The sequence below is a fragment of the Streptomyces sp. NPDC041205 genome (assembly GCF_055591765.1).
The window spans coordinates 1,136,893-1,161,769 of record NZ_JBVIZH010000002.1 but is presented as its reverse complement, the minus strand read 5'-3'; the positions used below and the strand labels follow the sequence as shown (position 1 = coordinate 1,161,769).

Below are 24,877 nucleotides of genomic sequence, written 5' to 3'. Positions count from 1 at the left end.
ATGAAAGCGCGTGTCGTTGGGAGCATGGCCGCGTGACCGACATGACCGACTCTGGTTCTCTCACGCTCTACCGGAAGCAGGCGGCGCCCGGCCTCGGCACCTGCGTCATCGGCGGGGCGATCGCCGCGGGGCTCGGGCTCGGCGCGTTCGCGGTCCTGGTGATGGGCCTGTGGATCAGCTCGCCGTACCCGGACAGCGGGCCGGGGGGTGCGCTGCACGTGGCGGCCGCGCTGTGGCTCCTCGCGCACGGCACGGAACTGGTCCGCACCGAGACGCTGTCAGGGGTGCCCGCGCCGGTGGGCGTCACCCCGCTGTTGCTGCTCGCCCTGCCCGCATGGCTGGTGCACCGCGCGGCGCGCGACGCGGCGGACCCGGAGGAGCGGGCGCTGGGCGTGCGCACCGCGTGGGCGGGCGTGGTCGGCGGCTATCTGTTGGTGGCGACGGCGGCGTCGGTGTACGCGGCGGGCGGTGAGCTGCGCCCCTCCTGGCCGAGCGCGGCGGCGCACGTGCCGCTGCTGGCCGTGGCGGCGGCCGGGTTCGGCGTGTGGACGGCGCACGGACGGCCGCCGGGGCCGCTGCCGGACGCGGCGCGGCGCGCGGCGGACGCGTTGCCCGTACCCGGCGCGGTACGTCGTCTCCTCGTACGCGAACGAGTGCTCGGCGCGGGCCGTGCGGCCGTCGCGGGGACGGCGGTCCTGGTGGGCGGGGGAGCGCTGCTCGTCGGAGTCTCGGTGGTGCTGCACGGCGGCCCGGTGCGGGAGTCGTTCCTCGCGGTGACCACGGTGTGGTCGGGACGGTTCGCGGTGCTTCTGCTGGCGTTGGCGCTGGTGCCGAACGCCGCGGTGTGGGGGGCGGCGTACGGGCTCGGGCCCGGGTTCGTCCTGGGGACGGGCACGGTCGTGGCGCCGCTCGACGGGGCGGCCGCCCCGATGCTCCCGCCGTTCCCGCTGCTCGCGGCCGTACCGGAGGCCGGTCCCGGCTCGCCCCCGACCTGGGCGGTGGGGGCGGTGCCGGTGGCGGCCGGATGCGTGCTCGGCTGGTTCACCGCGCGGGCGGCGACGGCCGGGGATTCCGCCTGGTCGGCGGGTCGGACGGCGGCGGGCGCCGGGACGGCGGCGGTGCTCTGCGGCGGCGTGTGCGCGGCGCTCGCGGGTCTGGCCGGAGGGCCGCTGGGGGTCGGTGTCCTGGCGGAGTTCGGCCCGGTGTGGTGGCTCACGGGCCTGGCGGCGGCGGCGTGGACGGGGCTCGTGGGGGTGCCGGTGGCACTGGGAGTTCGGTGGTGGCGGCTGCGGGCTCGGTCGCGGGCTGAGGCGCCGGGCAAGGCGGAGAGGGCGCGGGTGGGGGAGAAGGCGGAGAGGGCGCGGGCGGAGGGCAAGGCGGAGAGGGTGCGGGCGGAGGGCAAGGCGGAGAGGGTGCGGGCGGAGGAGAAGGCGAAGGGCAAGCGGGATCGGGGGATCGGGCGTTGGGTGACGGGGTTGTGGCGCGGGCGTCGGCGCGGGCGGAAGGCGGCTGCGGGGGAGGCGACGGCGTGGGTGGCGCCCGGCGGTACGGCCGGGGTGGTGGCTGCCCGTACGGAGCCGGATCCGGAGCCGCTGCCGGTGGCGGGAGCCGACGTGGACCCCACCACCGACGGGGTGCCCACGACCGACGCGGTGCCCACGACCGGCACAGTGCCCCACACCGACGTACCCCCCACGGACGTCGTACCCCCCACCGAACCCGCCCCCGACACCGACTCCCCGACCCTCCACGCCCCAGCCCCACCGACCACCCCCAGCCCTCTCCCCTCACCACCCCCGCCCCCCACCGCGCCTCCCACCCCACCCCCACCCCCCACCTTCGAGCCCTACGACTTCCTCCCCGACCCGGGCCGCGACACGTAGCCGCGCCACACGGCCGCGCCACACGACCGCGCCACATCGCGGCGAACCCTCGGGCCGACGTTGATCAGCACTCCGGAATTCGTGTACGATCTTGGTGTAACTTCGGTGCACAGCACGGGAGTCGCGCGTCTGTGGTCCAAGGAAAGACGCCCATCATCCGATGGGAAATGTAGGTGCAAGGCCTGCCGGGCGCTCCACTGACGAAGGGCCCCTCACTCCACGAGTGAGGGGCCCTTCGCCGTTGCCGCACGCCTGCCGCGCTGACCCGCGCCGCCACCATGCCGTCCCGCCACACCCTTCCGCGCCGCCGCCGTGCCCCAGCACAACGGTCCTCCCACGAAACCGTGGGAGGACCGTTCACAACCCGGGCGCGCGCACCGCCGTCCAGCACCCCGCCGGACGGCGCCCGCCTCAGTCCCGGTCCGTCAGCAGCGGACGCAGTTCCTTGGGCAGCATGTCCTCGCAGTCCTGCCGGGACTGGTTCGTCAGGGCGTCGTCACGGCACGTGTAGTAGTCCCGGTAGATCAGCTGCGCGGCGAACGTGGCGAGCACCATGGCCAGCGCCAGCGAAGCCGTCACCAGACCGCTGATCGCCGCCGTGGTCTGCGGTCGGCCACCGGCCCTCGCGGGCCGCGAACCCCCGGCCGCGCCGTTCGCCCCGGCTCCGCCCTGCGCCCCCGCCGCGCCGACCGGCGCCGGAGCCGTCGGGTCCGGCAGCTTCGGCTTGGCCCGCAGGGCGCTGATGGCCCAGTGGAGACCGAGGGCGCCGAGCAGCAGCGCCACGTACCGCCAGCCGAACAGCGCGAAGAAGAAGGCCCACATGCCGGACAGGAGGGCGTAGCGGGCGCGGCGCTGGGCCGGGTCGGTCGGGTCCCAGCGCATGCCGCCGCCCTGCCCGTTCGAGCCCGAGCCGGAACCCTCGGGGTCCTGGCTGCCGGGACGCTCGCCGAAGCCGCCGCCGGAAGATCGCCCGGGCTGCCGGTCGCTCCACTGGCTGCCCCACGGCGATTCACCGCCGCCGGAGCCGCCGGAGCCGTCGCCGCCCGACCCGCCCGCGGGCCGCCGCGGCTGCCACGGCTGCTCGGGCGCGCCCTCGGGCGGCGGCGCGAACGGATTGTCCTCGGAGGAGCCGCCACCGGAGCCGCCGGAGCCACCGGACGCACCGGAGCTGCCGGACGCACCAGACCCCGTCGCCCCGCCCGACCCCGCCCCCTCGGACCCCCGGGGCGGCGACGAAGGCTGCCCGCCCCCGTCCCGCAGCAGTGTCGACCCGTCCCGCCCCCCGCGTGTCGAGCCGGACGCGCCCTCCGCGAAGGACGGGCCGTCCGCGAGGGGCGGGCCGTACGCGAAGGACGGTGGGAGGCGGAGGCTGCGGTCCGGCATCAGGTGTGCGTCTTCCCCTTGGTAGAGCTCGGCCCCTGGGCAGAGACTCGTCTTGTGGAACCCGGCGGCCCGGCGGAGCCGGGCAACTCGGCGATGGAGCTTGGCTACTGACTGTTCGGGCGGCTGCCCCCACAGACGCTACCTTCCGGCCGCGCCCCCGTCCCGTGAGGGGCCGCCCGGTGTGCCGGTATCGTTGCTGACGGTCGGCCGCTTCGTAGGGTTCCCCGTATCGGGGAGTGCGAAGCCTTCGTACGACCGTACAAAGAGCACTCCCGAGAAAGGGCCCCGCCGTGGCCAAGGCCAAGCGCCTCGTCGTGCTGGTCTCCGGATCAGGTACGAATCTGCAGGCACTGCTCGACGCCGTCGCGGAGCTCGGCGCGGACGCCTATGGCGCCGAGGTCGTGGCCGTCGGCGCCGACCGGACCGGCATCGCGGGCCTGGACCGCGCCGAGCGCGCGGGCCTGCCGACGTTCGTGTGCCGTGTGAAGGACTACGCGAGCCGGGACGAGTGGGACCGCGCGCTGGCCGAGGCCACCGCGGCGTACGAGCCGGACCTGGTCGTGTCCGCAGGCTTCATGAAGATCGTCGGGAAGGAATTCCTGGCCCGGTTCGGCGGGCGCACGGTGAACACGCACCCTGCCCTGCTGCCCAGTTTTCCGGGGGCCCACGGCGTCCGCGACGCGCTCGCGTACGGCGCGAAGGTCACCGGCTGCACCGTCCACTTCGTCGACGACGGCGTCGACACCGGCCCGATCATCGCGCAGGGCGTGGTGGACATCAGGGCCGAGGACGACGAGAGCGCGCTGCACGAGCGCATCAAGGAAGTCGAGCGAGGACTGCTCGTCGACGTCGTGGGGCGCCTGGCCCGCGACGGCTTCTCGATTGAGGGACGAAAGGTAGTTATCCCGTGACCGCCGAAGGTACGGCCACCGCCGAAGGAACGCAGCGCCCGATCAGGCGCGCACTCATCAGCGTCTACGACAAGACCGGCCTGGAAGACCTCGCGCGCGGGCTCCACGAGGCGGGCGTCGAGCTCGTCTCGACCGGCTCCACCGCCTCGCGGATCGCCGCCGCGGGCGTGCCGGTCACCAAGGTCGAGGAGCTGACCGGCTTCCCCGAGTGCCTGGACGGCCGGGTCAAGACGCTGCACCCGCGCGTGCACGCCGGCATCCTCGCCGACCTGCGCCTCGAGGACCACCGGCGGCAGCTCGCCGAGCTGGGCGTGGAGCCGTTCCAGCTCGTCGTCGTGAACCTCTACCCGTTCAAGGAGACCGTCGCCTCCGGCGCGACGCCCGACGAGTGCGTCGAGCAGATCGACATCGGCGGCCCCTCGATGGTCCGCGCCGCCGCCAAGAACCACCCCTCCGTCGCGGTCGTCACCAGCCCCGCGCGGTACGACGCCGTGCTCGCCGCGGTCCGTGCCGGCGGCTTCGACCTGGCGACGCGCAAGCGGCTCGCGGGTGAAGCGTTCCAGCACACGGCCGCGTACGACGTGGCGGTGGCCTCCTGGTTCGCCGACGGCTACGCGGCCGCCGACGAGAGCGGCTTCCCCGAGTTCATCGGCTCGACGCACGCGCGCAAGAACGTGCTGCGCTACGGCGAGAACCCCCACCAGGGTGCCGCTCTCTACACGGAGGGCCGCGGCGGCCTCGCCGAGGCCGTGCAGCTGCACGGCAAGGAGATGTCGTACAACAACTACACGGACACGGACGCCGCGCGCCGTGCCGCGTACGACCACGACGACCCGTGCGTCGCGATCATCAAGCACGCCAACCCGTGCGGCATCGCCATCGGCGGGAACGTCGCCGAGGCGCACCGCAAGGCGCACGCCTGCGACCCGCTGTCCGCGTTCGGCGGCGTCATCGCCGTGAACCGGCCGGTGACGCGGGAGATGGCCGAGCAGGTCGCCGACATCTTCACCGAGGTCATCGTCGCGCCCGACTACGAGGACGGCGCGCTCGAAGCCCTCAGCAAGAAGAAGAACATCCGCGTCCTGCGCGCCCCGCAGGCGCCGTCCGCGCCCGTCGAGGTCAAGCCGATCGACGGCGGCGCGCTGCTCCAGGTCACCGACCGGCTCCAGGCCGACGGCGACAACCCCGCCAACTGGACCCTCGCCACCGGCGACGCCCTCTCCCCGGGCGAGCTGGCCGAACTCGCCTTCGCCTGGCGGGCCTGCCGCGCCGTGAAGTCCAACGCGATCCTCCTCGCCAAGGACGGCGCCTCCGTCGGCGTCGGCATGGGCCAGGTCAACCGCGTCGACTCCGCGAAGCTCGCCGTCGAGCGCGCGGGCGAGGAGCGCGCCCGCGGCTCCTTCGCGGCGTCCGACGCGTTCTTCCCCTTCCCGGACGGCCTGGAGGTCCTCACCGACGCGGGCGTCAAGGCGGTCGTCCAGCCCGGCGGCTCGGTGCGGGACGAACTGGTCGTGGAGGCGGCGAAGAAGGCGGGCGTGACGATGTACTTCACGGGGACGCGGCACTTCTTCCACTGAGCGGGCGGCCGCACCCCGGCGTGCAGCGCCCCACAGATAAGGCGCGGCCGCAACTCCCTTGTGGAATGAGGGAGTTGCGGCCCGGCGGGTTGGTGGGGCGTGGGTCAGCCCTTGATGACGACGGTGCCGCAGACCTTGTCGGCGAACGTCTGCTTCTTGTCGTCCCACAGCGGCCACAGCCAGCCGATGTAGATCGGCAGGGAGTCCAGGAAGTGGGCGAGCCTGCGGACGAACGCCATGCCGACGCCGACCGGCCGCCCGTCCAGCTCGCGCAGCAGCCGGATGCCGACGGCCTTCTTGCCGATGGTCTGGCCGGTCCTGCCCTCCTGGATCAGCTGATAGATCGCGAAGGCGATGATGGCGAGGACGCCGAGGATGATGAGGATGGCTCCGGCGCCGCCCCTGCCCACCGCGACACCGATGCCGATGATGAGGTACACGAGGCCGAAGACCAGGCCGTCGATGAGGAGCGCGCCGGCGCGCAGACCCCAGTGCGCCAGCTCCGGGCGGGGCGCGTACCCGCTCGGGTCGTAGCCGTAGCCCGGCTGCTGCTGCGGGTAGGCGCCGTAGGGGGACTGGCCGGGGGCGGGCTGCGGGTAGGGCGCGTAGCCCTGGCCCGGATAGCCGCCCTGCGGGGGCACGCCCTGCGGGGGCTGTTGCGGGTAGCCGTAGCCGGGCCCCTGGCCGGGCTGGGGCTGCTGGGGCGGCGGCCCGTAGGGGTTGCTCATGGTGGGGATTCCTCCGTCGGGGACTGCGTGCGGGGACGGCGCGGCACGCGCGGAGGAAACGTTCACAGGAGCGTCGGTCCCCCCGACACCGGCCGCGGCACTGTGGCGCACATGCTTCTGCAGCGCCGTCGTGTTTGTCCAGCCAGCTCACCGAACGTTGTGCGAGTGCAATCGTGAGGGAAGAGGGGGCGGCGGCGGTGGCCCCCGGATTGGTATGCGGGCGGGCTCATCCGCGAGGATGGGGGCATGACCGCCCAGATTCTCGATGGCAAGGCCACCGCAGCAGCGATCAAGTCCGAACTGACCGCCCGCGTGGCGGCCCTGAAGGAAAAGGGCGTGACGCCCGGCCTCGGCACTGTCCTGGTCGGTGACGACCCCGGCAGCCAGAAGTACGTGGCGGGCAAGCACCGCGACTGCGCGCAGGTCGGCATCGCCTCCATCCAGCGCGAACTGCCCGCGACCGCCTCGCAGGAGGAGATCGAGGCCGTCGTGCGCGAGCTGAACGACGACCCGGCGTGCACCGGCTACATCGTGCAACTGCCGCTGCCCAAGGGCATCGACGAGAACCGCATCCTGGAGCTGATGGACCCGGCCAAGGACGCCGACGGCCTGCACCCCACCAACCTGGGCCGCCTCGTCCTCAACGAGCCCGCGCCGCTGCCCTGCACCCCGTACGGGATCATCCGGCTGCTGCGGCAGCACAACGTGGAGATCAAGGGCGCCGAGGTCGTGGTCGTCGGCCGCGGCGTCACCATCGGCCGTCCGATGCCGCTGCTGCTCACGCGGAAGTCGGAGAACGCGACGGTGACGCAGTGCCACACCGGCACCCGTGACCTCTCCGCGCACCTGCGGCGCGCCGACATCATCGTGGCGGCGGCCGGGGTGCCGCACCTCATCAAGGCCGAGGACGTGAAGCCCGGCGCCGCCGTGCTCGACGTCGGCGTCTCGCGCGACGGCAACGGCAAGATCGTCGGCGATGTCGAGCCGGCCGTCGCCGAGGTCGCCGGATGGATCTCGCCCAACCCGGGCGGTGTCGGCCCGATGACCCGTGCCCAGCTCCTCGTCAACGTCGTCGAGGCCGCGGAACGTGCCGCCGCCGAGGACTGAGCGGGGGAAGGGTGACCCCATGAACGTAGAGGCGAAGGACGGCTCCACGGATCCGTCCCAGGGTGCGCCCGCGGCCACGGACCCGGGCACGTCCGGCGGGGCGGCGGGGGGCGAGGCGTCCGCCGCGTCCGGCGATCCGGCCGCGTCCGGCGATCCGGCCGCGTCCGACTCATCGGCCGCGTCCGTCGAGCCCGAGGCGTCCGGCGACCCCGGCGAGCCCACCGCCAAGGGTGCCGTCAGCGCTCCAGGGCCCGACGGGGAGCCCCGCAAGGTGTCCCGGCGGTTCCCGCTGTTCACGCGGGACACCGCCAGGCCCGAGGGCGGGGGACGCGCGGCGTCGGGGGACGCGCCCGCCCCCGCGCGGCAGTGGCCGCTGCTCAGCGTGGTGTCGCTGGTCGGGCTCGGGCTGCTCCTGACCGCCTTCGACGTGTTCCGCGTCGGCACGATACTGATCGGGATCGCGCTGCTCCTGGGCGCCGTGATGCGCTGGTGGCTGCCGGGCGTCGGCATGCTCGCGGTGCGGTCGCGGTTCACGGACATGGTGACGTACGGCAGTCTCGGCCTGGCGATCGTGCTGCTCGCGATGATGGCGCAGCCGGATCCGTGGCTGGTGATCCCGTTCCTCGACGACACGCTGCACTTCACGATCAGCAGTTAGCCGCCAGGAGTGAGCCGCGCGCGGCAGCCGACGGGCAGCACTTGTCGGCACACACCAACGGCCCGTACTCGCCAGGAGAGTACGGGCCGTTGGCCGTGGGGGCAGGGGGTGTTGCGATCGGTTGCGGGCCCGTTCCTCCGTGCGCCCCTGCACGAAGCCGCATACCTCAGTGGTCTGTAGTTGTCTGTTCGGGGCGCAGGCCCGGTCCCCCGTGCAAACCCCCGTTTGCAGGCCCGCGCCCCCTTCCCCCGGCGCGCCGTTTCAAGGCGGCGCGGGCGGTGGTGCTGACCAAAAACCTACGCGGCGGCGGGAGCGTCCGTCGTCCCGTGCCGGGTTGACGTTGCCGTACGACCCCGGTCGTAGGCGATCGCCGTCTACAACTTCCGCGGTACGGCGAACGATGGACGTATACCGCCGGGTATGCGGGCTACGCTGCGGCGATGCGCCTCCGCCCGTTCACCGTCGACGTGCTGCTCGCCCTCGGGCAAGTGGCTCTGCTGGCGTTGATCGGCCCCGAGGCGGCGGCGGTCGGCTGGAGCGACCTGGACCTGCGGGGCTACGCCCTCGCGCTGCTCGTGATCGCGCCGACCGCGTTCCGCTCGAAGGCCCCGCTCGTCGTCTGCCTCGTGACGTACGCGATCTGGACCGGGTACGTCCTCGCCGGCTACTGGCCCGTGGTGACGTCGTTCGGGCCGATGCTGTGCCTCTACACGGTCGCCCTGCAACGACAGACCCGCACGACCGGCGTGTGCGCGGCGCTCCTCTCGGCGATCTGGGTGCTCGGCAGCCTGGTGAGCCACGACCACGCCTCCGTGCCGTCGGTGGCGGCGCAGGCCCTCGGCATCAACGCGCTGGTGTGGCGGATGGGATACCTGGCCCGCCGCTCCGCCGAACTCGCCCGCAAGACCCGCGCCGAGCAGCAGGAGCGGGCCCGGCACGCGGTCGTGGAGGAGCGCGGGCGGATCGCGCGGGAACTGCACGACGTCGTCGCCCACCACATGTCGGTGATCTCCGTGCAGGCGGGGCTCGCCAAGTTCGTCTTCGACTCCGATGCCAAGACCGCGCGCACCGCGCTCGGAACCATCTCCGGCACCAGCACCGAGGCCCTGGAGGAGATGCGCCGCATGCTGCGGGTGCTGCGCGCCCAGGACGACGACGGGGAGGCGCCGGACGCGCCGATGCCGGGCCTCGCCCGCATCGAGGACATGACGGACCGGGTCAGGGCGGGCGGGGTGCCCGTCGAGTTCCGGGTCACGGGGACGCCGCGGCCGATCGCGCCCGGCGTCGAACTGTGCGCGTACCGCGTGGTGCAGGAGGCCCTGACCAACGTCCTGAAGCACGCGCGGCAGGCCAGCGCGACCGTGGAACTGCACTACCACCGTGACCACATCGAGGTGTCCGTCACCGACAATGGGGAGGGGGTGATTCCGGACAGAGTGAGGAGCCCTGGTGGACATGGGTTGATCGGTATGCGCGAACGGGCCAAGCTCTACGGCGGAACGATCAGCATCGGACCGCGCAGCGTGGGAGGGTTCGCCGTAAGACTGACCCTGCCGACGTCGGCACGGGCCGCACCGCCAGGAGACGACACCACCGAATGAACCCAGCACACATAAAGGTGCTCGTCGTGGACGACCAGTTCCTCATCCGCGCCGGGCTCGTCGGTGTGCTCCGGGCCGCGCCCGGGATCGAGGTCGTCGGTGAGGCGGGCGACGGCACCGAGGCCGTGGAACTCGCGGCGGCCACCCGTCCCGACGTGATCCTCATGGACATCCGCATGCCCGGCATGAACGGCATCACGGCCACCGAGCGCATCCTCGCCGAGGCCGCCGAGCCGCCGCCCCGGGTCCTGGTCCTCACCACCTTCGACCTCGACGAGTACGTGTACGGGGCGCTGCGCGCGGGCGCCGCCGGGTTCCTGCTCAAGGACTCGGGCCCGGAGCGGCTGCTCGCGGCGGTGGCCGCGGTCGGCAGCGGGGACGCGCTGTTCGCACCGAGCGTCACCCGCCGCCTCGTGGAGGCCTTCGCGGTACGTTCCGGGGCCGCCCCCGCCGGGGAGCCGCCGCCGGACCTCGCCGCGCTCACCGGCCGCGAGCTGGAGGTCCTGAAGCTGATAGCCCGGGGCCTGTCCAACGCGGAGATAGCCGACCGCCTCTACATCAGCGAGGCGACCGTCAAGACGCATCTGAACCGCACCATGAACAAACTCGACCTGGACACCAGGGCCCAGGCGGTGGTGATCGCCTATGAGACGGGCCTGGTGACCCCGGGCGGCTCCGGCATCTGACGGCCCCGGGTCCGCCGCGTCGCCGCACGGGGGACGGCGGCCCGTCCTCCCCCCGTGGGAGGACGGACCGCCGTCGCGCGTGGTGCTCCGGTCAGCAGGTCACGGTCTTGTCGTACGCGCCGACGCCCCAGGTGTAGCGCACCCCGCTCCGGTGCGTCAGGGTGAAGCAGCGAGAGTCGGGGCCCCACTTGACGACGACCTTCACGCGCATGGTGCGGCCGCAGTAGTTGGTCAGGGTGGCGGAGCGCCCGCTGACGGTCCGCGAGACGCACGCGGGCGCGGTGCCCTGCGGCGAGACGTCGGCGGTGCGGGCCGTCGAGGCCGAGGCGGCGGGCGCGGCCGACGCCGAGGGGGCAAGGGCGAGGCCGCCGCCCAGGATCGCGGCGGCCGCGATGCCGACGGCGGCGGTCCTCGTGAGGCCGCCCGTGCGGTTCGGGGCCCGCCAGCCGGTGTCCTGTTCGGCCTCCGAAGGGATGGGCGCGGTGCTGTTGGTCATGTGAACTCCCCGTGGTCTTGGTCCGGCGGCCGGTCCGGGATGGCCCGCGCCGGCCGTCGTGCGGTACCGACTCTGCCGATCCGAACCGGTCAACATCCAGGGCGGTGGGACGAGTTGGACCGTCCCCCGGGCCTACCTGCGGGGACGCCTCGACCGGTGACACCGCCGTGGGACGTCCCGCGCGCCAGGAGTGGCGTTTTCGGACGCCTGGGACGAACGCCGGGGAACCGGAATTGGTGCATCCGCCATCTAATCGGGCATAGGGGGCGATTCGCCTCGGGGGACCTTGTCACGCGTATGGAGTGAACATGCCGCGTTGGAAAGAGCTGCCCGCGTCGCTGGGGGAGCAGGAGCGCCGACTGGCGGTCCAGTTACGGCGGATGAAGGACCGCAGCGGGCTCAGCCTGACCGCACTGGCCACCAGGACCTCGTACAGCCGCTCCTCATGGGAGCGCTATCTCAACGGCAAGAAGCCGGTGCCGCGCGCCGCCGTCGAGCAGTTGTCCCGGGTGTGCGGCACGGAACCGACGCGGCTCCTCGTGCTGCACGAGGTGGCGCGGGAGGCGCGGGTCTCGGCGGGCGCCGGGGCCCGGCGCCCGGCCGGGGCGGTGGCGGCCGCGCCGGACCCGGCACCCGAGCCCGCGCCGGAACCCGCCCCGGCACCGGAGCCCGCGCCGCCCACGACGCCCGCACCCGGACCCCGCGCCGTGCGCCTGCGCACCGCGCTCGCCGCGTTGGTGCTCGCCGTGGCCGCCGCCTTCGTGGGCGGCCTGCTCGCGGGCCGGGCCTGGGAGGGCCCGGACGGCGAGGCGCGCGGCGCGTACGCGTACGGGAAGGGCCGCGCCCACGGCTGCGCGGACGTTCGTGAGGGCGGGGTGCGGTACGCGGGCCACAGCGGGACCCGGGACGCGGTCCTCGACCGTGGCGACGGCGGCCGCGAGGTGGTCGAGGTCCAGTGCCTGCTGCGGCGGCACGGCTTCGGCGCGGGGGCGGCGGACGGCGCGTTCGACGAGCGCACGGAGACGGCGGTGCGGCGCTTCCAGTGGGCGCGGGGTCTGGTGGACGACGGGGTGGTCAGGCCGGAGACGTGGGGGGAGTTGCGGAAGTGAGCGGGGCCGGAGCGGCCGGAATCCGGCGGAATCCGGCCATCCGCTGACGGCGCCCGGAGGGCTTCGGCCGACGGTGGCCGCGGTGGGTCCGGCTCTCACCCGCGGTGGCGGCAAGGCGCGCTTGTTCTCCGGGTGCGTGCGAACGCGCAGGTGGCGAACGTGAGACGGCGCCCGTCCTCTCCCCCGTGGGAGGACGGGCGCCGCCGTTCCGCGGTGCGAGCCGTGGGCTCGCTGTGCGCCTTAAGCGTCATGGACGCGCCATCCCGGCAGCAAGGGAAGCCTTACCCCTGTGGCACGGAAGTGACCATTCCGCAACGCTGTTCCGGACCCGCTACGGATGCGCGACGGCCCCGGCCGGACCGGGCGAAACGGACAGCCGGGGCGGCCGGGAGGGAACCGAACCGGGCGCCGCCGCCGTCAGTCGGTCAAACCGGGTCGCGCTGGGGGGCAACCATGGGGACGCGCGCGGGCGCCTGGCAGCCGCTTCCGGACGAACTGCCGCCGGAGGTACGCCATCTCGTCGAGCAGTTGCGAAGGCTCAAGGACCGGACGGGGCTCAGCCTCGTCGCGCTCGGCTCCAGAACCGCCTACAGCAAGTCCTCCTGGCAGCGCTACCTCAACGCCCAGCAGCCCCCGCCCCGGGAGGCCGTGCTCGCGCTGTGCCGGGTCGCGGGGGTGGACGGCGCACGACCGGCGGCGGGGTGGGAGCTGGCGGTGAAGGTGTGGCCGCGGGCGGCGGAGGCGGCCGGGGCGGGTTCGGCGGAGGCGCCGGTGCCCGGGTCGGGTGCGGCGGCGGCCGAGCCGTCCCCGACCGGCAGCCCGACCGACGCCCCGCCACCGGTCCCGGACCCGGTCCCGGACCCGGCCGCCCGGCGTCCCGCCCCCTCCTGGCGGCTGGTCGCCTGCTCCGCGCTCGCGGTGATCGCGCTGCTGCTCGTGAGCCTGCTGTGGATCGTCACGCAGGTGACCGGGGTGCGCGGCGGCGCGGACCAGGTGCCGTCGCTGAGGCCCGGCGCGAGCGTCTCCGAGCCGCTGGGCACGCGCGGGGCCCCGGGGGCCGCCACCGAGTGACGGCCCCCGGGGCGGACGTCGGTGTCAGCCGAGGCGGTCGTACGCGGCCTTCTTCCACTGCCCGTCGATCTTCACGTAGTACGTCCCGGAGATCCGCTTGAAGGCGATCTGGCGCACGTGGCCCGTGTAGTCGACCCTGCCGTTCGCGTGCGGGCCGCTGAGGAAGTTGTCCGCCGCGCCGAAGGTCTCCTTGCCCGCGACGCCGTCGATGTCCTCCAGGTCCTCGCGGGCCTGCCACCACTTGGTCGCGGACGCGGTCTTCCAGCCGTAGTGGCCGTCGATGTCCGACCTGGTGAAGGTGTGCCGCACGCCGTTGCCGTCGCGCCACTTGGCGCCGTCCGCGTACAGGACGCTCTGCCACAGCCAGGTGGCGTTGGAGTGCGCGTGGCTGTGGCGGGAGAGGGTGCCCTCGTCGCCCCAGTCGTTGTACGCGTCGCCGCTGCCGTCGACGACGTGCGGCCCGGCGGCCTGGGCGAGCGGGGCGGTGGCGGCGAGCGCGAGACCGGCGCTCGCGGTCACGGCGACGGCGGCGGCGATGAGCCGGTGCGGGCGCCGGGTGCGGGTGCGGTCGGTGGTGCGGTGGTGCATGGTGGTTCCCCCCTGGTGGAACTGGTGGTTCAGGTGGTTCGATCGCGGCGTCCGGCTGCTGCGGCGCAGCGGTGCCGTGTTCGATGCTTCGGCACCGGAGCACGCCGGAAAAGGGCCAACCAGTGCATTCGGGATGGTTCCGGGACGTCCCGGTCCGGGAGCTGGGGTTCCGCATCGTGGAGTGGGACGACGATGGGACACTGGGCCGTGGACCGGGGGCGTGCGACGGGGCACACTCTGTCCCAAATGCTCCCGCGCGCTCCCATTCCGGGAACTGACATCCCGGCTCCGCGCATCCCTCTGGGTAGTTCAGGACCGGGGCGAGCGGACCGCGTGCGGTACGCCGGAGGTCCGGGGCAGCGGCACGACGCGCGGGGGCAGTTCAGGCACGTACGGGGGGAATAGGGGGAGCAATGCCTCGTTGGAAGGCGCTACCGGATGAGCTCGACCCGCAGGTCAGGGAGTTCGCGAACCAGCTGCGCAGGCTGGTCGACCGCAGCGGTCTCAGCATCGCCGCGGTCTCCGACCGGACCGGCTACAGCAAGACGTCGTGGGAGCGCTATCTGAACGGGCGGCTGCTCGCCCCCAAGGGCGCGATCGTCGCGCTCGCCGAAGTCACCGGCACGCCGCCGGTGCACCTCATCACCATGTGGGAGCTCGCGGAGCGCGCCTGGAGCCGCTCCGAGATGCGGCACGACATGACGATGCAGGCCATTCGGATCTCGCAGGCGCGGGCCGCGCTCGGCGAGCTGGCGACGAATCCGTCCGTCAGCTCGAAGGACGCCAAGGCCGGCAAGTCGCCCCGGGCACCGAAGGAGAGCGGCGGCTCGGGCAGGGCCCGCGGGGTCGGGGCCGTGACCGGGGTCGCGGGGCCCGCCGGGGTGTCGCCGACGGTGCCGCCCGTGCCGCGGGAGCCGGAGGGGGTCCGGTACGGGGCGCAGGCGCCGGCCGCGCCCGCGAACGGGGCCGCCGGTGCGGGCCCGGGGGTCGCGTCGGCTCCCCCTTCTTCCCCTTCGTCCGCGTCTTCGGCGCAGGCGCAGACGCCGGCCACGCCTTCGTCGCGGTCGTACGAGGCGTCGGCGCCGCCCGCGTCCATGGCGGCCACGTCCTCGGTCGCGCCCGGGTACGCGGGCGGCGGGCGGGGGTCCGTGGCCGGGCCGGGGGCCGACGGGAAGTCGCCCGACGGGCAGCGGCGCAAGCGGAAGCTGACGATGTTCCTCGCGGGGATCGTGGGGGCGCTCGTCGTCATCGCGGCGGCGGTGTTCCTCACGGACATCGGCAAGGGCGACGACGGCGGTGACGGGAAGGCGGGGCCGAGCACGTCGCCGACCACGTCCACGGCGGATCTGCCCGCCGGGGTCGAGTGCAGCGGGGCCGACTGCACCGGCAAGGACCCCGAGAACATGGGGTGCGGGGGCGAGTTCGCCCGGACCACGTCGCGGGTGACCGTCGGGACGAAGACGCTCGTCGAGGTGCGGTACAGCAAGACGTGCGGGGCCGCGTGGGCGCGGATCACCCAGGCGGCGCCCGGCGACAAGGTCACGATCACCGGCTCCGGCTCGGCGGCCCGCCAGAGCGGGACGGTGAACGGGGACTTCGACGCGTACACGCCCATGGTGGCGGTGAAGAACGCGACGGCGGCGAAGGCCTGCGGCACGCTGAAGGCGGGCCAGACGGCCTGCACGAAGTAGCCCCGGGGCGAAGACGGAAGGCGACGGGCTGCGGACGCCGGACAACCGTCAGTGGTACAGGCGGCCTGAAGTCGGCGGCCCAGTGGAAACGGAATGGGGATCCCCCTGCTCTTCAAGAGCTTGGGGGAGGGCGGGAGATGTCCGCCGCGGCGGGGCGGTGTCGAAAGAACCGGCGCGAACCAGGAATGCCCCGCCCCTCGGAGGGCAGACGCACCGTACCCCCACGGGAGTGGTCACACCCCCAGGCGGCCGCCACATCTCCTCTTCCGAGGTGGCGGCCGCCCTCCCGGGCCCTGTGGGCCGGGCCACACCCACCCGGCGTACCGGGACGGCAAGGGCGCGATAACCTGACGCCGGATCTCTCTTGATGCCAAGAGATCGATCATCGAGAGGCGATCGACGAGGGCGTCGGCAGGGGATCCAGCACAAGGGGCAGGGACCCCCACCGCCAGCTGTCTTACGGAGATCGCCATGACCCGCACTCCCGTGAATGTCACCGTCACCGGCGCGGCCGGCCAGATCGGCTACGCGCTGCTGTTCCGCATCGCCTCCGGCCACCTGCTCGGCCCGGACGTGCCGGTCAACCTGCGCCTCCTGGAGATCACGCCGGCCCTCAAGGCCGCCGAGGGCACCGCCATGGAGCTCGACGACTGCGCCTTCCCGCTGCTGAACGGCATCGAGATCAGCGACGACCCGAACGTCGCCTTCGCCGGTGCGAACGTCGCCCTCCTCGTCGGCGCCCGCCCGCGCACGAAGGGCATGGAGCGCGGTGACCTCCTGGAGGCCAACGGCGGCATCTTCAAGCCGCAGGGCAAGGCCATCAACGACCACGCCGCGGACGACATCAAGGTCCTCGTCGTCGGCAACCCGGCCAACACCAACGCCCTCATCGCCCAGGCCGCCGCCCCGGACGTACCGGCGGAGCGCTTCACCGCGATGACGCGCCTGGACCACAACCGCGCGCTCTCGCAGCTCGCGAAGAAGACCGGCACCTCGGTCTCCGACATCAAGCGCCTCACCATCTGGGGCAACCACTCGGCGACCCAGTACCCGGACGTCTTCCACGCGGAGATCGCGGGCAAGAACGCCGCCGAGGTCGTGAACGACGAGGCCTGGCTCGCCGACACCTTCATCCCGACCGTCGCCAAGCGCGGCGCCGCGATCATCGAGGCCCGCGGCGCGTCCTCGGCCGCCTCGGCCGCCAACGCCGCCATCGACCACGTGCACACGTGGGTCAACGGCACGGCCGCCGGTGACTGGACGTCCATGGGCATCCCGTCGGACGGTTCGTACGGCGTTCCGGAGGGGCTCATCTCCTCCTTCCCCGTCACCACCAAGGACGGCAAGTACGAGATCGTCCAGGACCTGGACATCAACGAGTTCTCCCGCGCCCGCATCGACGCCTCCGTCAAGGAGCTCGAGGAGGAGCGCGAGGCGGTCCGCGGCCTCGGCCTGATCTGACCCCGACGGGCGTCGACCACGCCTGACCGAAAGCCCCCGGCAGCCGCATACCGCGGCCACCGGGGGCTTTTTGGCCATCGTGTCTTCTTTCGGGGGACATCTGTCCATTCGCCGGACGTCCACCGCCCGCTCCGTTAACTTTTCGCGGCATGCGAGCCGATCCACCCCGACAGGGGCCCGAGCAAGCTCCCGAGCCGGGGCCCCGGCAGAATCCCCGGCACCGCCCGCCGCGCCACTCCCGCCAGCGGCCCCGCCGCTCCTACGCGCACACCGAGGCCACCCGGCTGCTCTGCGCGGGCGCCCACGTCAACGCCGCGTTCCGCAGACGCGTCGTCGAGGAACTGGTCGGGCACGCCGAGCGCCCCGTCGCGCCGCCGCTCGGCGCCGACGTGCTGCCGGTCCTCGCGCACGCCCTGCGGGCCCGGCGCGACGAGCTGCGCACCGCGCTGCTGCTGCTCGCGGTCTGGGTCGCGTTCCTGGTCACGGACGCCGTGATGCTCTGGGACGCGACGGCGGACCGCCTGGGCGGCGACTCCGGGCTCTCCGCGGGCGACATCGCCTGGCTGCCGTTCGGCACGGACGCGGCGGGCGCCGCCGAGTCGGAGCCGGGCGGCGCGGCCCTCGGCGCCATGGTGCCGGGCGGCTGGGCCCTGGCGTACGCCTTCGTCGTCCTGCTGCTGTGGTGCGCGCGCGTCGTCGCGGGCCGGGACACGGGCGTGGGGGAGCCGCTGCGGCCGGTGCCCCTGCCCGCGCCGCTGGTCTGGCTGCGCCGCCGCTTCGGGTGGCTGCTCACGTACACGGCCTGGTCGTGCGCGCTGGCGTACGGCATCGCCGCGTGCGTCCAGATCACCGAGTCGCCGTACCCCGTGATCTTCCCGCTCCTCATCGCGGCCGTGGTCTGGCGCCACCAGTTCCTGCGCACCCGGACGCTGCGCGGACAGCTCGCCCGGCAGACCTTCGCCGAGACGCCGCAGCCGCGCCTGCCCGCCTGGTACCGCCGCATCGAGCGCTGCGTCCGCCGCGAGCAGGACGCCTCCGTCACCCTCTACGACGTCAACCGCCCCTTCGTCGGCGCCGGTACGCCCCGCAAGCCCTGGTCCGTCGTCCTTGAGCTCCAGCCCGCCGGCACCGCGGCGGCCGCCCCCGGGGCCGGGCCGAACGGCGCCGTGCCCCGGCAGGGCGCCCCCGGCGCGCTCACCGCGCAGGACATCATCGCGATGATCGGGCCCCGGCTGCGGGCCCTGCGCAGGTCGGCCGCCGCCACCAGCCGGGACCGGCTGCGGCAGCTGGAGATCGAGGAGTTCGTGTACCTGCCCGCGGGGCCGGGGCGGGACGAGGAGCTGTACACGGGCGACGGTACGAAGACGGCCGTCGTGTACGACGACGACCAGGCCGCGCGCCACATCGCCGAGGCGGCGGGCGAGGGCGGCGAGGCCCGGCGGCACTTCCTGCGCATCCGCGTCGGCGCCTGGAACGAACAGGTCGTCGTCTCGCTCCTGGTCCGGGTGCACACCCAGGGCGGCATGCTCGTCCTGGAGGTCGTGCCGCACGTCCTCGGGCCCGTCGCGCCCGAGTTCCGCCGGGTCGACGCGCTGGTGGCGAGCGAACCGGACGGCCCCGTGCGCGACGCCCTCCGCGCCTGCGTCGCCGCGCCCGCCCTGTCCTTCGCCCTCGGCGTCACGGCCCTGCGCTGGCTCCCGTCGCTCGGCACGGCGGTGCGGCTGTGGCTGACGATGCCGGTGAGCGACGAGGCGTACGGGACGGGGGAGAAGGGGGAGCGCGGGGAGCGCGGGGAGTACGGGGAACAGAGGAAGCAGGCGGCCCGCGGCGTGCGGGGGCACAAGGCCGCCGCCCACCTCCCGTTGCGCCTCGCCCGGCTCCTCCGCACCGCCGCAGCCCGGCTCCTGCCGCCGGACACCGCACGCGCCCCCGACGCCCCGGCGGTCTCCCTGCGCCAACTCGCCGCCACCGACAGCCTCTCGCTGTTCCAGGAGATGGACGTCGCCCGTTACACCCGCACCCTCCAGGACCGCATCGGCGAGGGCGTGCGCGACGCGCTGCGCCTCGGCGGCTACCGCACGGATCGCCTGGAGCAGCACATCACGCAGATCAACAACAACGGGGTCTACATCAAGGAGATGTCCGGCGGCGCCCTGGCCACCGGCACGCACGGCCAGGCGACGCACACGGAGAAGACGACCACGTGAGCGCCCGCGCCCCCGCGAAGCCCCCGAACGAACCCCCGGCCAACGCCCCCGTACACACCCTTGACCACACCCCGAACCACCCATGGAAGGACCACCCATGAGCGACGGCCAGCCTCAGAGCGGCGGCGGAGCGCACGTCACCATCCACGCCATCAACGGCGGCTCCCAGGCCTTCGGCGACCACGGCAAGGCCGAATCCACCAACCACACGACGGTGGTCGCCGACCAGGCCCACAGCCGCGTCCTGACCACGGTCCGCGCCCTGCGCCGCGAGTTGGGCGAGGGCGGGCACGCGCCCGAGGACGAGGAGGTCGTGGCCGCGCTGGACGAGGTCGAGGGCGAGATCGCCCGGAACGGGAGCAGCGGCAGCGAGCCCCTGACGCGGCTGCGCGACCGGCTCGCCGAGTATGCGCCCGCCACCGCGACGGCCGCCGCCGTGACGGCCGTCCTCCAGGCCCTCGCCCAGGTCCTGGGCTGAACGCGGACGAGCGGGGAAGGAGCGGCGGCCGGTGGTGCGGATCTACGACAGGGACCGGCAGGAGTGGGTCGGCCGGGAGCGGGAGCGGGAGATCGCGGCGCTCCACGCGCGGGACGTGGCACGGCAGCGCAGCGCCCGGCGCGGGGTCGTCGCGGTGCTCGCGGCGTGCGGGCTCGCCTTCGGCGCGTGGGCGCTGGGCTGGAAGGACGAGCCGGGGCCGACGGTGTACCTGACGGACCGGCAGCCCGCGCAGGGCCCCGGCACCTCGGACGCGGGGGACACCGCGCCACCGCCCCCGACGGGCGGCCCGCCGCCCGCCTACGAGAAGGTCGTCGACCCGCAGGACGGCTACCGCCTCGCCGTCCCGCGCGGCTGGATCCGCTCCCGCAACGAGGGCCTGAACGGCGTCACGATCCTCAACTACCGCAGCCCCGACAGCACACGGCGGCTCCAGCTGTACGAGGTGAGCGAGCCGACGCCGTACGAGTCGCTGCGCAGCTTCCTCGACGACACGAAGGTCCCGAAGTCCGCCGGTTTCCAACAGCTCTCCCTGACCCGCCCCACGGGCGGCCCCGGTCCCGCCGCCCGCCTCAGCTACCTCACCGACCGGATCACCGACGAGCCGGACGTCGGCACCTGGCACGTCGTCGACCACCGCTTCGAGGCACGAGACGGCAAGCTGTACGCCCTCACGGCCTACGGCGCCGAAGCAGACGGCAGACAGGACGAACGAGAACTCCTGACAACGGCCTTGAAGTGGTTCTGCCCACCGCTCTCCTACTGCCCGGACTCCGACGCGGACTGAGCCGCGTCGCCGCGCGGGGCAGAGCGGGGCGGCGTGCGGGCCGAGCCGCGTCACGTCCGGCGCGGGCCGCCCCGCGCCCCCGCCCCGCATCGGCCCCGGGCCGACCTCAGTCCTCGTCCGGACACCGCCGCGGCCCCAGTCCCGCTGTCACCACGGCCGCCGCCACGATCACCGCTGTGCCGACCACGCGCAGGGCCGCCGCCATCCCGGACGTGAAGTCCGCGGCGCCGCCCGTGTGGGCGGTGCCGGTGTGGGCGGCGAGGATGGTGCCGGAGACGGCCACGCCGAGGGCCGCGCCTGTTTCGCGGGCCGAGGTGCCGAGGCCGGAGCCCAGGCCTGCCTGGTGCGGGGGGAGGGCGGAGACGACGCCCATGGTGAGGACGGGCATGCACAGACCCGTGCCCGCGGAGATGATGAGCAGCCAGCAGGCGTAGGCCGCGTAGGGCGTGCCCGCGTCCGCTGTGGAGACGCCGAGCAGACCCGCGCCGATCAGCAGGAGTCCGGCGCCCACCACCGGGCGGGGCGAGGCGGACCAGCGGGCCGCGAGGCGGGGCACCAGGGCCATGCCGATGGTCAGCGGCACGATGGCGAAACCGGCGCGCGCGGCCCCGTACCCCTTCACGTACTGCAGGTACTGGGAGTTGACGTAGAAGAGGGCGAACAGGCCGAAGAAGGCGACCGCCGAGCCGAGGGTCGCCGCGCTCAGCCGGGCGGAGCGGAAGACGCGCGGGTCGAACAGCGGGGCGCGGGAGCGCAGCGCGTGCGCGGTGAACGCCCCGAGCAGGACGGCCCCGGCGGCGAAGGCGCACAGGATGCGCGGCGCCCCCCACCCGTACAGGGGGCTTTCGATGACGCCGAAGAGGACGGCGACCAGGCCCGCGGTGAGGACTAGGGTGCCGACGGGGTCGAGGGACGGCGCGTGGGCGGTGCCGCCGGAGTGGTCGGTGCGGGGGGTGGTGCGGGCCACGGCGAGGGCCAGGAGCGCGCCGAGCGGCACCATCACCCAGAACAGCGCGCGCCAGGACAGGTACTCGCCGATGAGGCCGCCGCCCGCGTTCCCGGTGAAGCCGCCGAGGCCCATGGCGAGGGTCCAGGAGGCGAGGGCGCGGGGCCGCTGCTCGGGCGGCGCGACGCGCATCAGGATCGACATGGTCGCGGGCATGATCAGGGCCGCGCCCGCGCCGGAGACGCCGCGGCCGGCGATGAGCATGGCGGGGGAGACGGCGAGCGCGCTGACCGTGGCGCCCGCGGCGAACAGGCCGAGGCCGGTGAGCAGCGCGCCCTTGCGGCCGTACCTGTCGCCGAGCGCGCCCGCGGGGATGAGCAGGCCCGCGAAGACGATGACGTAGGCGTCGACGGTCCACAGGATCTCGCTCGCGGACGGGTGCAGGCCGGACGAACCGAGCTGCGGGATCAGCAGGTTGATGGCGGCGACCATGCTCTGCGCGACCATCACGCAGGCGCACAGGACGAGCAGGGTCGACCGCTTCAGGACGGTCGGGGGCGGCGCCGGGGGCGCCGCCGACGGGGCGGGCGCGTACGGGCGGGGTGCGGACGGCGCCGCCGTGGACGGGGCGGTTGCGGGCGTCGGTGCCGGGACCGGCACCTGGGCAGGCGAAGGCAAGGCTCCTCCTCGGGAGCGGTGTGGCGTGGGATGTACCGCCACCGTAGGCTCGCCCGGTACCTGCCTTCCAGTGCAAGTTTTGCAAGGGATGATTGCGCGTGACGCAAGTGGAACGCCCGGCCGACACCGCGGGACTCGACCTGAACCTGCTGCTCGCCCTCGACGTGCTGCTCGACGAGCGCAGCGTGGGCGCCGCCGCCCGCCGCCTGCACCTGTCGGAGCCCGCGATGAGCCGCACGCTGGGCCGGATCCGCAAGGCGCTCGGCGATCCGGTCCTGGTGCGGGCGGGCCGCCAGATGGTGCCGACGCCGTACGCGCTCTCGGTGCAGGCGGAGGTGGGCGCGGTGGTGGAGCGGGCGCGGGCGGTGTTCGCGGGGCCCGGCGCCCAGGACCTGCGGGCCCTGTCGCGCACGCTCACCCTCGTCGGCAACGACGCCCTCGCCGCCGCGTACGCGCCCGCCCTGTTCGCCCGCGCGGCGAAGGAGGCGCCGGGGGTCCGCCTCCGCTTCCTGTCCGAGAGTCATCTGGACGTGCCGCTGCTGCGCGAGGGCATCGCCGATCTGGAGGTCGGCGTGATCGACACGGTCGCGCCCGAGGTGCGGGTCGAGCCGCTCTTCGAGGATGTGATGGTGGGGGTCGTGCGCCCCGGACATCCCTTGCTGCGAGGAGAGTTGACGGCGCGTCGGTTCGCCGCCGCCGATCATCTGACGGTCTCCCGGAAGGGCCGGATGGCCGGTCCGGTGGACACCGCCCTGGCCGAACTCGGCCTGCGCCGCCGGGTGGTGGGCAATGTGGGCACGTACCCCTCCGCCCTCTACATCCTGCTGCGCACCGACCTGGTCGGCCTGAGCATGTCCTGGGCCCGCCCGCTGATGGACCCGCTCGGCCTGGTCACCTTCCCCGTCCCGCTCGAACTGCCGCCGCTGAACATCGGCATGGCGTGGCACCCCCGGCACGACGCGGACCCGGCGCACGCGTGGCTGCGGGGGTGCGTGCGGGAGCTGGTCGCGGCGCCGAGGTGAGACGTCTGTTGCTGAGCGGCGCCGAGGTGAGGCGTCTGTTGCTGAACCACTCACGAATGTAGTACTTCTTATACATGAGCGAGCAAGTCCACAACAGGCTGGCGATGGTGCGCGCCGAGCGGAAGGTGTCCCGGCAGCGCCTCGCCGAAGCCGTGGGCGTGCACTACCAGACCATCGGCTACATCGAGCGCGGGCAGTACAACCCGAGCCTCGACCTGGCGCTGAAGGTGGCCGGGTACTTCGGGCTGCCCGTCGAGGCGCTGTTCTCGCTGGAGCCGTTCCAGCCGCTCACGGATCAGGTGTACGGGCACGGGAAGGACCGGTAAGTCATGGCGCAGAAGGAGAAGTTGAGCGCGTACGACCAGTCGATGTACGACCTGATGAACCGGAGCGAGGGCGCGGCGCTGCACCGCACGGCCGCGCGCCGCCGCGCAGCCGTCGGCGCCCACGTCGTGCTGACGGCGGCGCTCGTCGCGGCCTGGCTCGGCACGGTCGTCGGCGAGCTGTCCTGGACAAGCTGGGCGATGCTCGGCCTGCTCCTTCCGTGGTGCGTGGCGACCGGCGTGATCAACGGCGCCACCCGTGGGCTCCTGGAGCTGCGGCCCCGGGCGCTCGACGAGCGGCAGCGGGCCGAGCGGGACCGGGTGCGGGCCACGGCGCACCAGATCATGGCGTGGGTGCTGCTCGCGACCGTCGTGGTGACGGGCGTCGCCGGGTTCGCGGGCGCGTCCGCGAAGGCGCTGGTGTTCCAGGTGGCGGTCTGCGCGCTCGTGCTGCACTGGCTGCTGCCGCTGTGGGTGGCGGGGCTCTCGGCGCGGGACGAGCCGGGGCTCGACGAGTTCGGCGCGGACGAGTTCGCGTAGGGGGACCGGGCCCGCCCCGCGCGGGCCCGCCCCGCCTCACACCTGCTTCAGTTCCTGCTCCAGCTTCGACACGTCCACGGAGTCCTTCGCCGACGGCGTCTTCGTCGGCACCGGCTTGTCGTAGTCCGTGAGGGTCGTCGTCTTGTCCGTGCCGTCGCCCTTCTCCGTGGCGCGCACCAGATACGGCTCGCCCTCGGCCGCGACGTACAGCGTGGTCTCCTTGCCGTCGTCGTCCTTGCCGGTCAGCGGGATGACACGGGTGCCGTCGACCGTCGTGACCGCGCCCTTCCTCAGGTCCTTCGTGTCGTCGTCGGACCCCGAGTCGTCGCTCACGCTCTCCTGGAGCTCCTTGAGGTCGCAGACCTCCGACAGGCCCTTCAGCATGGGGTCGCCGGTCGTGCCGTGGATGTAGCGGTCCTTGAACAGCTCGGCGGCCGCGTCGCCCTGCCCGCCGGGCACCTGGTTCTTCCAGAACGCCTGGTCGGGCTTCATCCAGACCTTGTCGCCCCGTTTCACCAGCTCCGCCTTGCCCCCGTTCGCGCCGAAGCTCAGGGTGCCCGTGCAGTTGCCGTCGCGGTCGAGCGCGAGGTCCATGGCGGCCGGGTCGTCCTTGTCGACGTCGCTGCCCTTGTCCGTCAGAGTGAGATGGACGGACTTGGCGTCGAGCAGTTCCTGCTTCGCCTTGTCGGAGATCTCCTTGGCGCTCAGGTCCGCCGTGCTGCCGCCCTTGTCGCCGCTGCCGCCGTTGTCGTCGGAGCACGCGGAGACCAGCAGGGCCAGGACCGCGGCGGTGCAGGCGGCACCTGCCGTCCGCAGTCGCGTACGAGGCATTTTGCTCATAGCGTCACCTCCGGTGACAGAAAGTGCTTCGAGCGTACGTTTCGCCCCGCGTACCCGCACGTGCAGTGACACAGCGCACTTTCGGCCA

22 protein-coding genes and 1 pseudogene are annotated in these 24,877 nt (G+C 73.7%); 17 read left to right on the top strand and 6 right to left on the bottom strand.

From position 1 onward, the window contains the following. Positions 1 to 41 precede the first annotated feature (41 nt). Positions 42 to 1,883, top strand: coding sequence for a cell division protein PerM (locus ACZ6BG_RS12145; protein WP_469000251.1), 1,842 nt, complete (start codon positions 42 to 44; stop codon positions 1,881 to 1,883). Between the two features lie 411 nt (positions 1,884 to 2,294). Here the strand turns inward: ACZ6BG_RS12145 and ACZ6BG_RS12140 are convergent, their stop codons facing one another. Next, a complete protein-coding gene (locus ACZ6BG_RS12140; RefSeq protein ID WP_468999788.1) occupies positions 2,295 to 3,266 on the bottom strand; it encodes a hypothetical protein in 972 nt (323 codons plus the stop codon). Between the two features lie 290 nt (positions 3,267 to 3,556). On the opposite strand from ACZ6BG_RS12140, the gene purN reads away from it, so the two are divergent. Then, on the top strand, positions 3,557 to 4,177 hold the full coding sequence (gene purN, locus ACZ6BG_RS12135) for a phosphoribosylglycinamide formyltransferase (RefSeq protein WP_468999787.1): 621 nt from the start codon (positions 3,557 to 3,559) through the stop codon (positions 4,175 to 4,177). Then, positions 4,174 to 5,754 (top strand): bifunctional phosphoribosylaminoimidazolecarboxamide formyltransferase/IMP cyclohydrolase, encoded by a 1,581-nt coding sequence (gene purH / locus ACZ6BG_RS12130; protein WP_468999786.1) that lies wholly within the window; start codon positions 4,174 to 4,176, stop codon positions 5,752 to 5,754. The genes purN and purH overlap by 4 nt, the downstream gene beginning before the upstream one ends. A 104-nt stretch (positions 5,755 to 5,858) precedes the next feature. Here purH and ACZ6BG_RS12125 read toward each other — a convergent pair whose 3' ends face one another. Beyond that, positions 5,859 to 6,482, bottom strand: coding sequence for an RDD family protein (locus tag ACZ6BG_RS12125; RefSeq protein ID WP_468450846.1), 624 nt, complete (start codon positions 6,480 to 6,482; stop codon positions 5,859 to 5,861). A gap of 246 nt (positions 6,483 to 6,728) precedes the next feature. On the opposite strand from ACZ6BG_RS12125, the gene ACZ6BG_RS12120 reads away from it, so the two are divergent. The 4 genes from ACZ6BG_RS12120 (at position 6,729) to ACZ6BG_RS12105 (ending at position 10,534) form a co-directional block, all read left to right on the top strand. After that, on the top strand, positions 6,729 to 7,589 hold the full coding sequence (locus tag ACZ6BG_RS12120; RefSeq protein ID WP_030360718.1) for a bifunctional methylenetetrahydrofolate dehydrogenase/methenyltetrahydrofolate cyclohydrolase: 861 nt from the start codon (positions 6,729 to 6,731) through the stop codon (positions 7,587 to 7,589). A gap of 19 nt (positions 7,590 to 7,608) precedes the next feature. Further along, entirely contained in the window at positions 7,609 to 8,247 is a 639-nt protein-coding gene (locus tag ACZ6BG_RS12115) for a DUF3017 domain-containing protein (RefSeq protein WP_468999785.1), read from the top strand. A gap of 440 nt (positions 8,248 to 8,687) precedes the next feature. Next, a complete protein-coding gene (locus ACZ6BG_RS12110; RefSeq protein ID WP_468999784.1) occupies positions 8,688 to 9,848 on the top strand; it encodes a sensor histidine kinase in 1,161 nt (386 codons plus the stop codon). Then, positions 9,845 to 10,534, top strand: a complete 690-nt coding sequence (locus tag ACZ6BG_RS12105; protein ID WP_468999783.1) for a response regulator — start codon at positions 9,845 to 9,847, stop codon at positions 10,532 to 10,534. The genes ACZ6BG_RS12110 and ACZ6BG_RS12105 overlap by 4 nt, the downstream gene beginning before the upstream one ends. Before the next feature lie 91 nt (positions 10,535 to 10,625). Here ACZ6BG_RS12105 and ACZ6BG_RS12100 read toward each other — a convergent pair whose 3' ends face one another. Further along, complete coding sequence (locus tag ACZ6BG_RS12100; protein WP_468999782.1) at positions 10,626 to 11,030, bottom strand: hypothetical protein; 405 nt, start codon at positions 11,028 to 11,030, stop codon at positions 10,626 to 10,628. Positions 11,031 to 11,338: 308 nt separating this feature from the next. Here ACZ6BG_RS12100 and ACZ6BG_RS12095 point away from each other — a divergent pair, with 308 nt between their 5' ends. Continuing rightward, the gene (locus ACZ6BG_RS12095; RefSeq protein ID WP_468999781.1) at positions 11,339 to 12,139 is read left to right on the top strand and encodes a helix-turn-helix domain-containing protein; all 801 of its coding nucleotides are present in this window, start codon (positions 11,339 to 11,341) and stop codon (positions 12,137 to 12,139) included. A gap of 453 nt (positions 12,140 to 12,592) precedes the next feature. Beyond that, positions 12,593 to 13,087: pseudogene (locus ACZ6BG_RS12090) on the top strand (helix-turn-helix domain-containing protein); the annotation flags it as partial. Positions 13,088 to 13,234: 147 nt separating this feature from the next. Here ACZ6BG_RS12090 and ACZ6BG_RS12085 read toward each other — a convergent pair. Then, the gene (locus ACZ6BG_RS12085) at positions 13,235 to 13,798 is read right to left on the bottom strand and encodes a peptidoglycan-binding protein (protein ID WP_468999780.1); all 564 of its coding nucleotides are present in this window, start codon (positions 13,796 to 13,798) and stop codon (positions 13,235 to 13,237) included. Positions 13,799 to 14,211: 413 nt separating this feature from the next. Here ACZ6BG_RS12085 and ACZ6BG_RS12080 point away from each other — a divergent pair, with 413 nt between their 5' ends. The 5 genes from ACZ6BG_RS12080 (at position 14,212) to ACZ6BG_RS12060 (ending at position 20,440) form a co-directional block, all read left to right on the top strand. Continuing rightward, positions 14,212 to 15,489 (top strand): helix-turn-helix domain-containing protein, encoded by a 1,278-nt coding sequence (locus ACZ6BG_RS12080; RefSeq protein ID WP_468999779.1) that lies wholly within the window; start codon positions 14,212 to 14,214, stop codon positions 15,487 to 15,489. A gap of 471 nt (positions 15,490 to 15,960) precedes the next feature. After that, the gene (locus ACZ6BG_RS12075) at positions 15,961 to 16,950 is read left to right on the top strand and encodes a malate dehydrogenase (protein ID WP_468999778.1); all 990 of its coding nucleotides are present in this window, start codon (positions 15,961 to 15,963) and stop codon (positions 16,948 to 16,950) included. Between the two features lie 149 nt (positions 16,951 to 17,099). Continuing rightward, on the top strand, positions 17,100 to 19,157 hold the full coding sequence (locus ACZ6BG_RS12070) for a hypothetical protein (RefSeq protein ID WP_468999777.1): 2,058 nt from the start codon (positions 17,100 to 17,102) through the stop codon (positions 19,155 to 19,157). 97 nt (positions 19,158 to 19,254) lie between these two features. After that, on the top strand, positions 19,255 to 19,635 hold the full coding sequence (locus ACZ6BG_RS12065) for a hypothetical protein (RefSeq protein ID WP_468999776.1): 381 nt from the start codon (positions 19,255 to 19,257) through the stop codon (positions 19,633 to 19,635). Positions 19,636 to 19,666: 31 nt separating this feature from the next. Next, positions 19,667 to 20,440, top strand: a complete 774-nt coding sequence (locus ACZ6BG_RS12060; RefSeq protein WP_468999775.1) for a hypothetical protein — start codon at positions 19,667 to 19,669, stop codon at positions 20,438 to 20,440. 106 nt (positions 20,441 to 20,546) lie between these two features. Here ACZ6BG_RS12060 and ACZ6BG_RS12055 read toward each other — a convergent pair whose 3' ends face one another. Beyond that, positions 20,547 to 22,064, bottom strand: coding sequence for an MFS transporter (locus ACZ6BG_RS12055; protein WP_468999774.1), 1,518 nt, complete (start codon positions 22,062 to 22,064; stop codon positions 20,547 to 20,549). Positions 22,065 to 22,156: 92 nt separating this feature from the next. Here ACZ6BG_RS12055 and ACZ6BG_RS12050 point away from each other — a divergent pair, with 92 nt between their 5' ends. The 3 genes from ACZ6BG_RS12050 (at position 22,157) to ACZ6BG_RS12040 (ending at position 23,949) form a co-directional block, all read left to right on the top strand. Continuing rightward, positions 22,157 to 23,086: a LysR family transcriptional regulator gene (locus ACZ6BG_RS12050; RefSeq protein ID WP_468999773.1), complete on the top strand. Its 930-nt coding sequence runs from the start codon at positions 22,157 to 22,159 to the stop codon at positions 23,084 to 23,086. Positions 23,087 to 23,160: 74 nt separating this feature from the next. After that, the gene (locus tag ACZ6BG_RS12045) at positions 23,161 to 23,412 is read left to right on the top strand and encodes a helix-turn-helix transcriptional regulator (RefSeq protein WP_468999772.1); all 252 of its coding nucleotides are present in this window, start codon (positions 23,161 to 23,163) and stop codon (positions 23,410 to 23,412) included. Positions 23,413 to 23,415: 3 nt separating this feature from the next. Further along, a complete protein-coding gene (locus ACZ6BG_RS12040; protein ID WP_468999771.1) occupies positions 23,416 to 23,949 on the top strand; it encodes a hypothetical protein in 534 nt (177 codons plus the stop codon). A gap of 36 nt (positions 23,950 to 23,985) precedes the next feature. On the opposite strand, the gene ACZ6BG_RS12035 is transcribed toward ACZ6BG_RS12040, so the two are convergent. Then, positions 23,986 to 24,789 (bottom strand): LolA-like protein, encoded by an 804-nt coding sequence (locus ACZ6BG_RS12035; RefSeq protein WP_468999770.1) that lies wholly within the window; start codon positions 24,787 to 24,789, stop codon positions 23,986 to 23,988. Between the last annotated feature and the right edge of the window lie 88 nt (positions 24,790 to 24,877).

Bases quoted from the DNA above. Each gene is read 5' to 3' on its own strand.
- ACZ6BG_RS12105 (WP_468999783.1), top strand. From the start codon at position 9,845: ATGAACCCAGCACACATAAAGGTGCTCGTCGTGGACGACCAGTTCCTC.
- ACZ6BG_RS12035 (WP_468999770.1), bottom strand. From the start codon at position 24,789: ATGAGCAAAATGCCTCGTACGCGACTGCGGACGGCAGGTGCCGCCTGC.
- ACZ6BG_RS12065 (WP_468999776.1), top strand. From the start codon at position 19,255: ATGAGCGACGGCCAGCCTCAGAGCGGCGGCGGAGCGCACGTCACCATC.
- ACZ6BG_RS12145 (WP_469000251.1), top strand. From the start codon at position 42: ATGACCGACTCTGGTTCTCTCACGCTCTACCGGAAGCAGGCGGCGCCC.
- ACZ6BG_RS12115 (WP_468999785.1), top strand. From the start codon at position 7,609: ATGAACGTAGAGGCGAAGGACGGCTCCACGGATCCGTCCCAGGGTGCG.
- ACZ6BG_RS12095 (WP_468999781.1), top strand. From the start codon at position 11,339: ATGCCGCGTTGGAAAGAGCTGCCCGCGTCGCTGGGGGAGCAGGAGCGC.
- ACZ6BG_RS12080 (WP_468999779.1), top strand. From the start codon at position 14,212: ATGCCTCGTTGGAAGGCGCTACCGGATGAGCTCGACCCGCAGGTCAGG.
- ACZ6BG_RS12040 (WP_468999771.1), top strand. From the start codon at position 23,416: ATGGCGCAGAAGGAGAAGTTGAGCGCGTACGACCAGTCGATGTACGAC.
- ACZ6BG_RS12070 (WP_468999777.1), top strand. From the start codon at position 17,100: ATGCGAGCCGATCCACCCCGACAGGGGCCCGAGCAAGCTCCCGAGCCG.
- ACZ6BG_RS12045 (WP_468999772.1), top strand. From the start codon at position 23,161: ATGAGCGAGCAAGTCCACAACAGGCTGGCGATGGTGCGCGCCGAGCGG.
- ACZ6BG_RS12085 (WP_468999780.1), bottom strand. From the start codon at position 13,798: ATGCACCACCGCACCACCGACCGCACCCGCACCCGGCGCCCGCACCGG.
- ACZ6BG_RS12110 (WP_468999784.1), top strand. From the start codon at position 8,688: ATGCGCCTCCGCCCGTTCACCGTCGACGTGCTGCTCGCCCTCGGGCAA.
- ACZ6BG_RS12140 (WP_468999788.1), bottom strand. From the start codon at position 3,266: ATGCCGGACCGCAGCCTCCGCCTCCCACCGTCCTTCGCGTACGGCCCG.
- ACZ6BG_RS12120 (WP_030360718.1), top strand. From the start codon at position 6,729: ATGACCGCCCAGATTCTCGATGGCAAGGCCACCGCAGCAGCGATCAAG.
- ACZ6BG_RS12100 (WP_468999782.1), bottom strand. From the start codon at position 11,030: ATGACCAACAGCACCGCGCCCATCCCTTCGGAGGCCGAACAGGACACC.
- ACZ6BG_RS12075 (WP_468999778.1), top strand. From the start codon at position 15,961: ATGACCCGCACTCCCGTGAATGTCACCGTCACCGGCGCGGCCGGCCAG.
- ACZ6BG_RS12125 (WP_468450846.1), bottom strand. From the start codon at position 6,482: ATGAGCAACCCCTACGGGCCGCCGCCCCAGCAGCCCCAGCCCGGCCAG.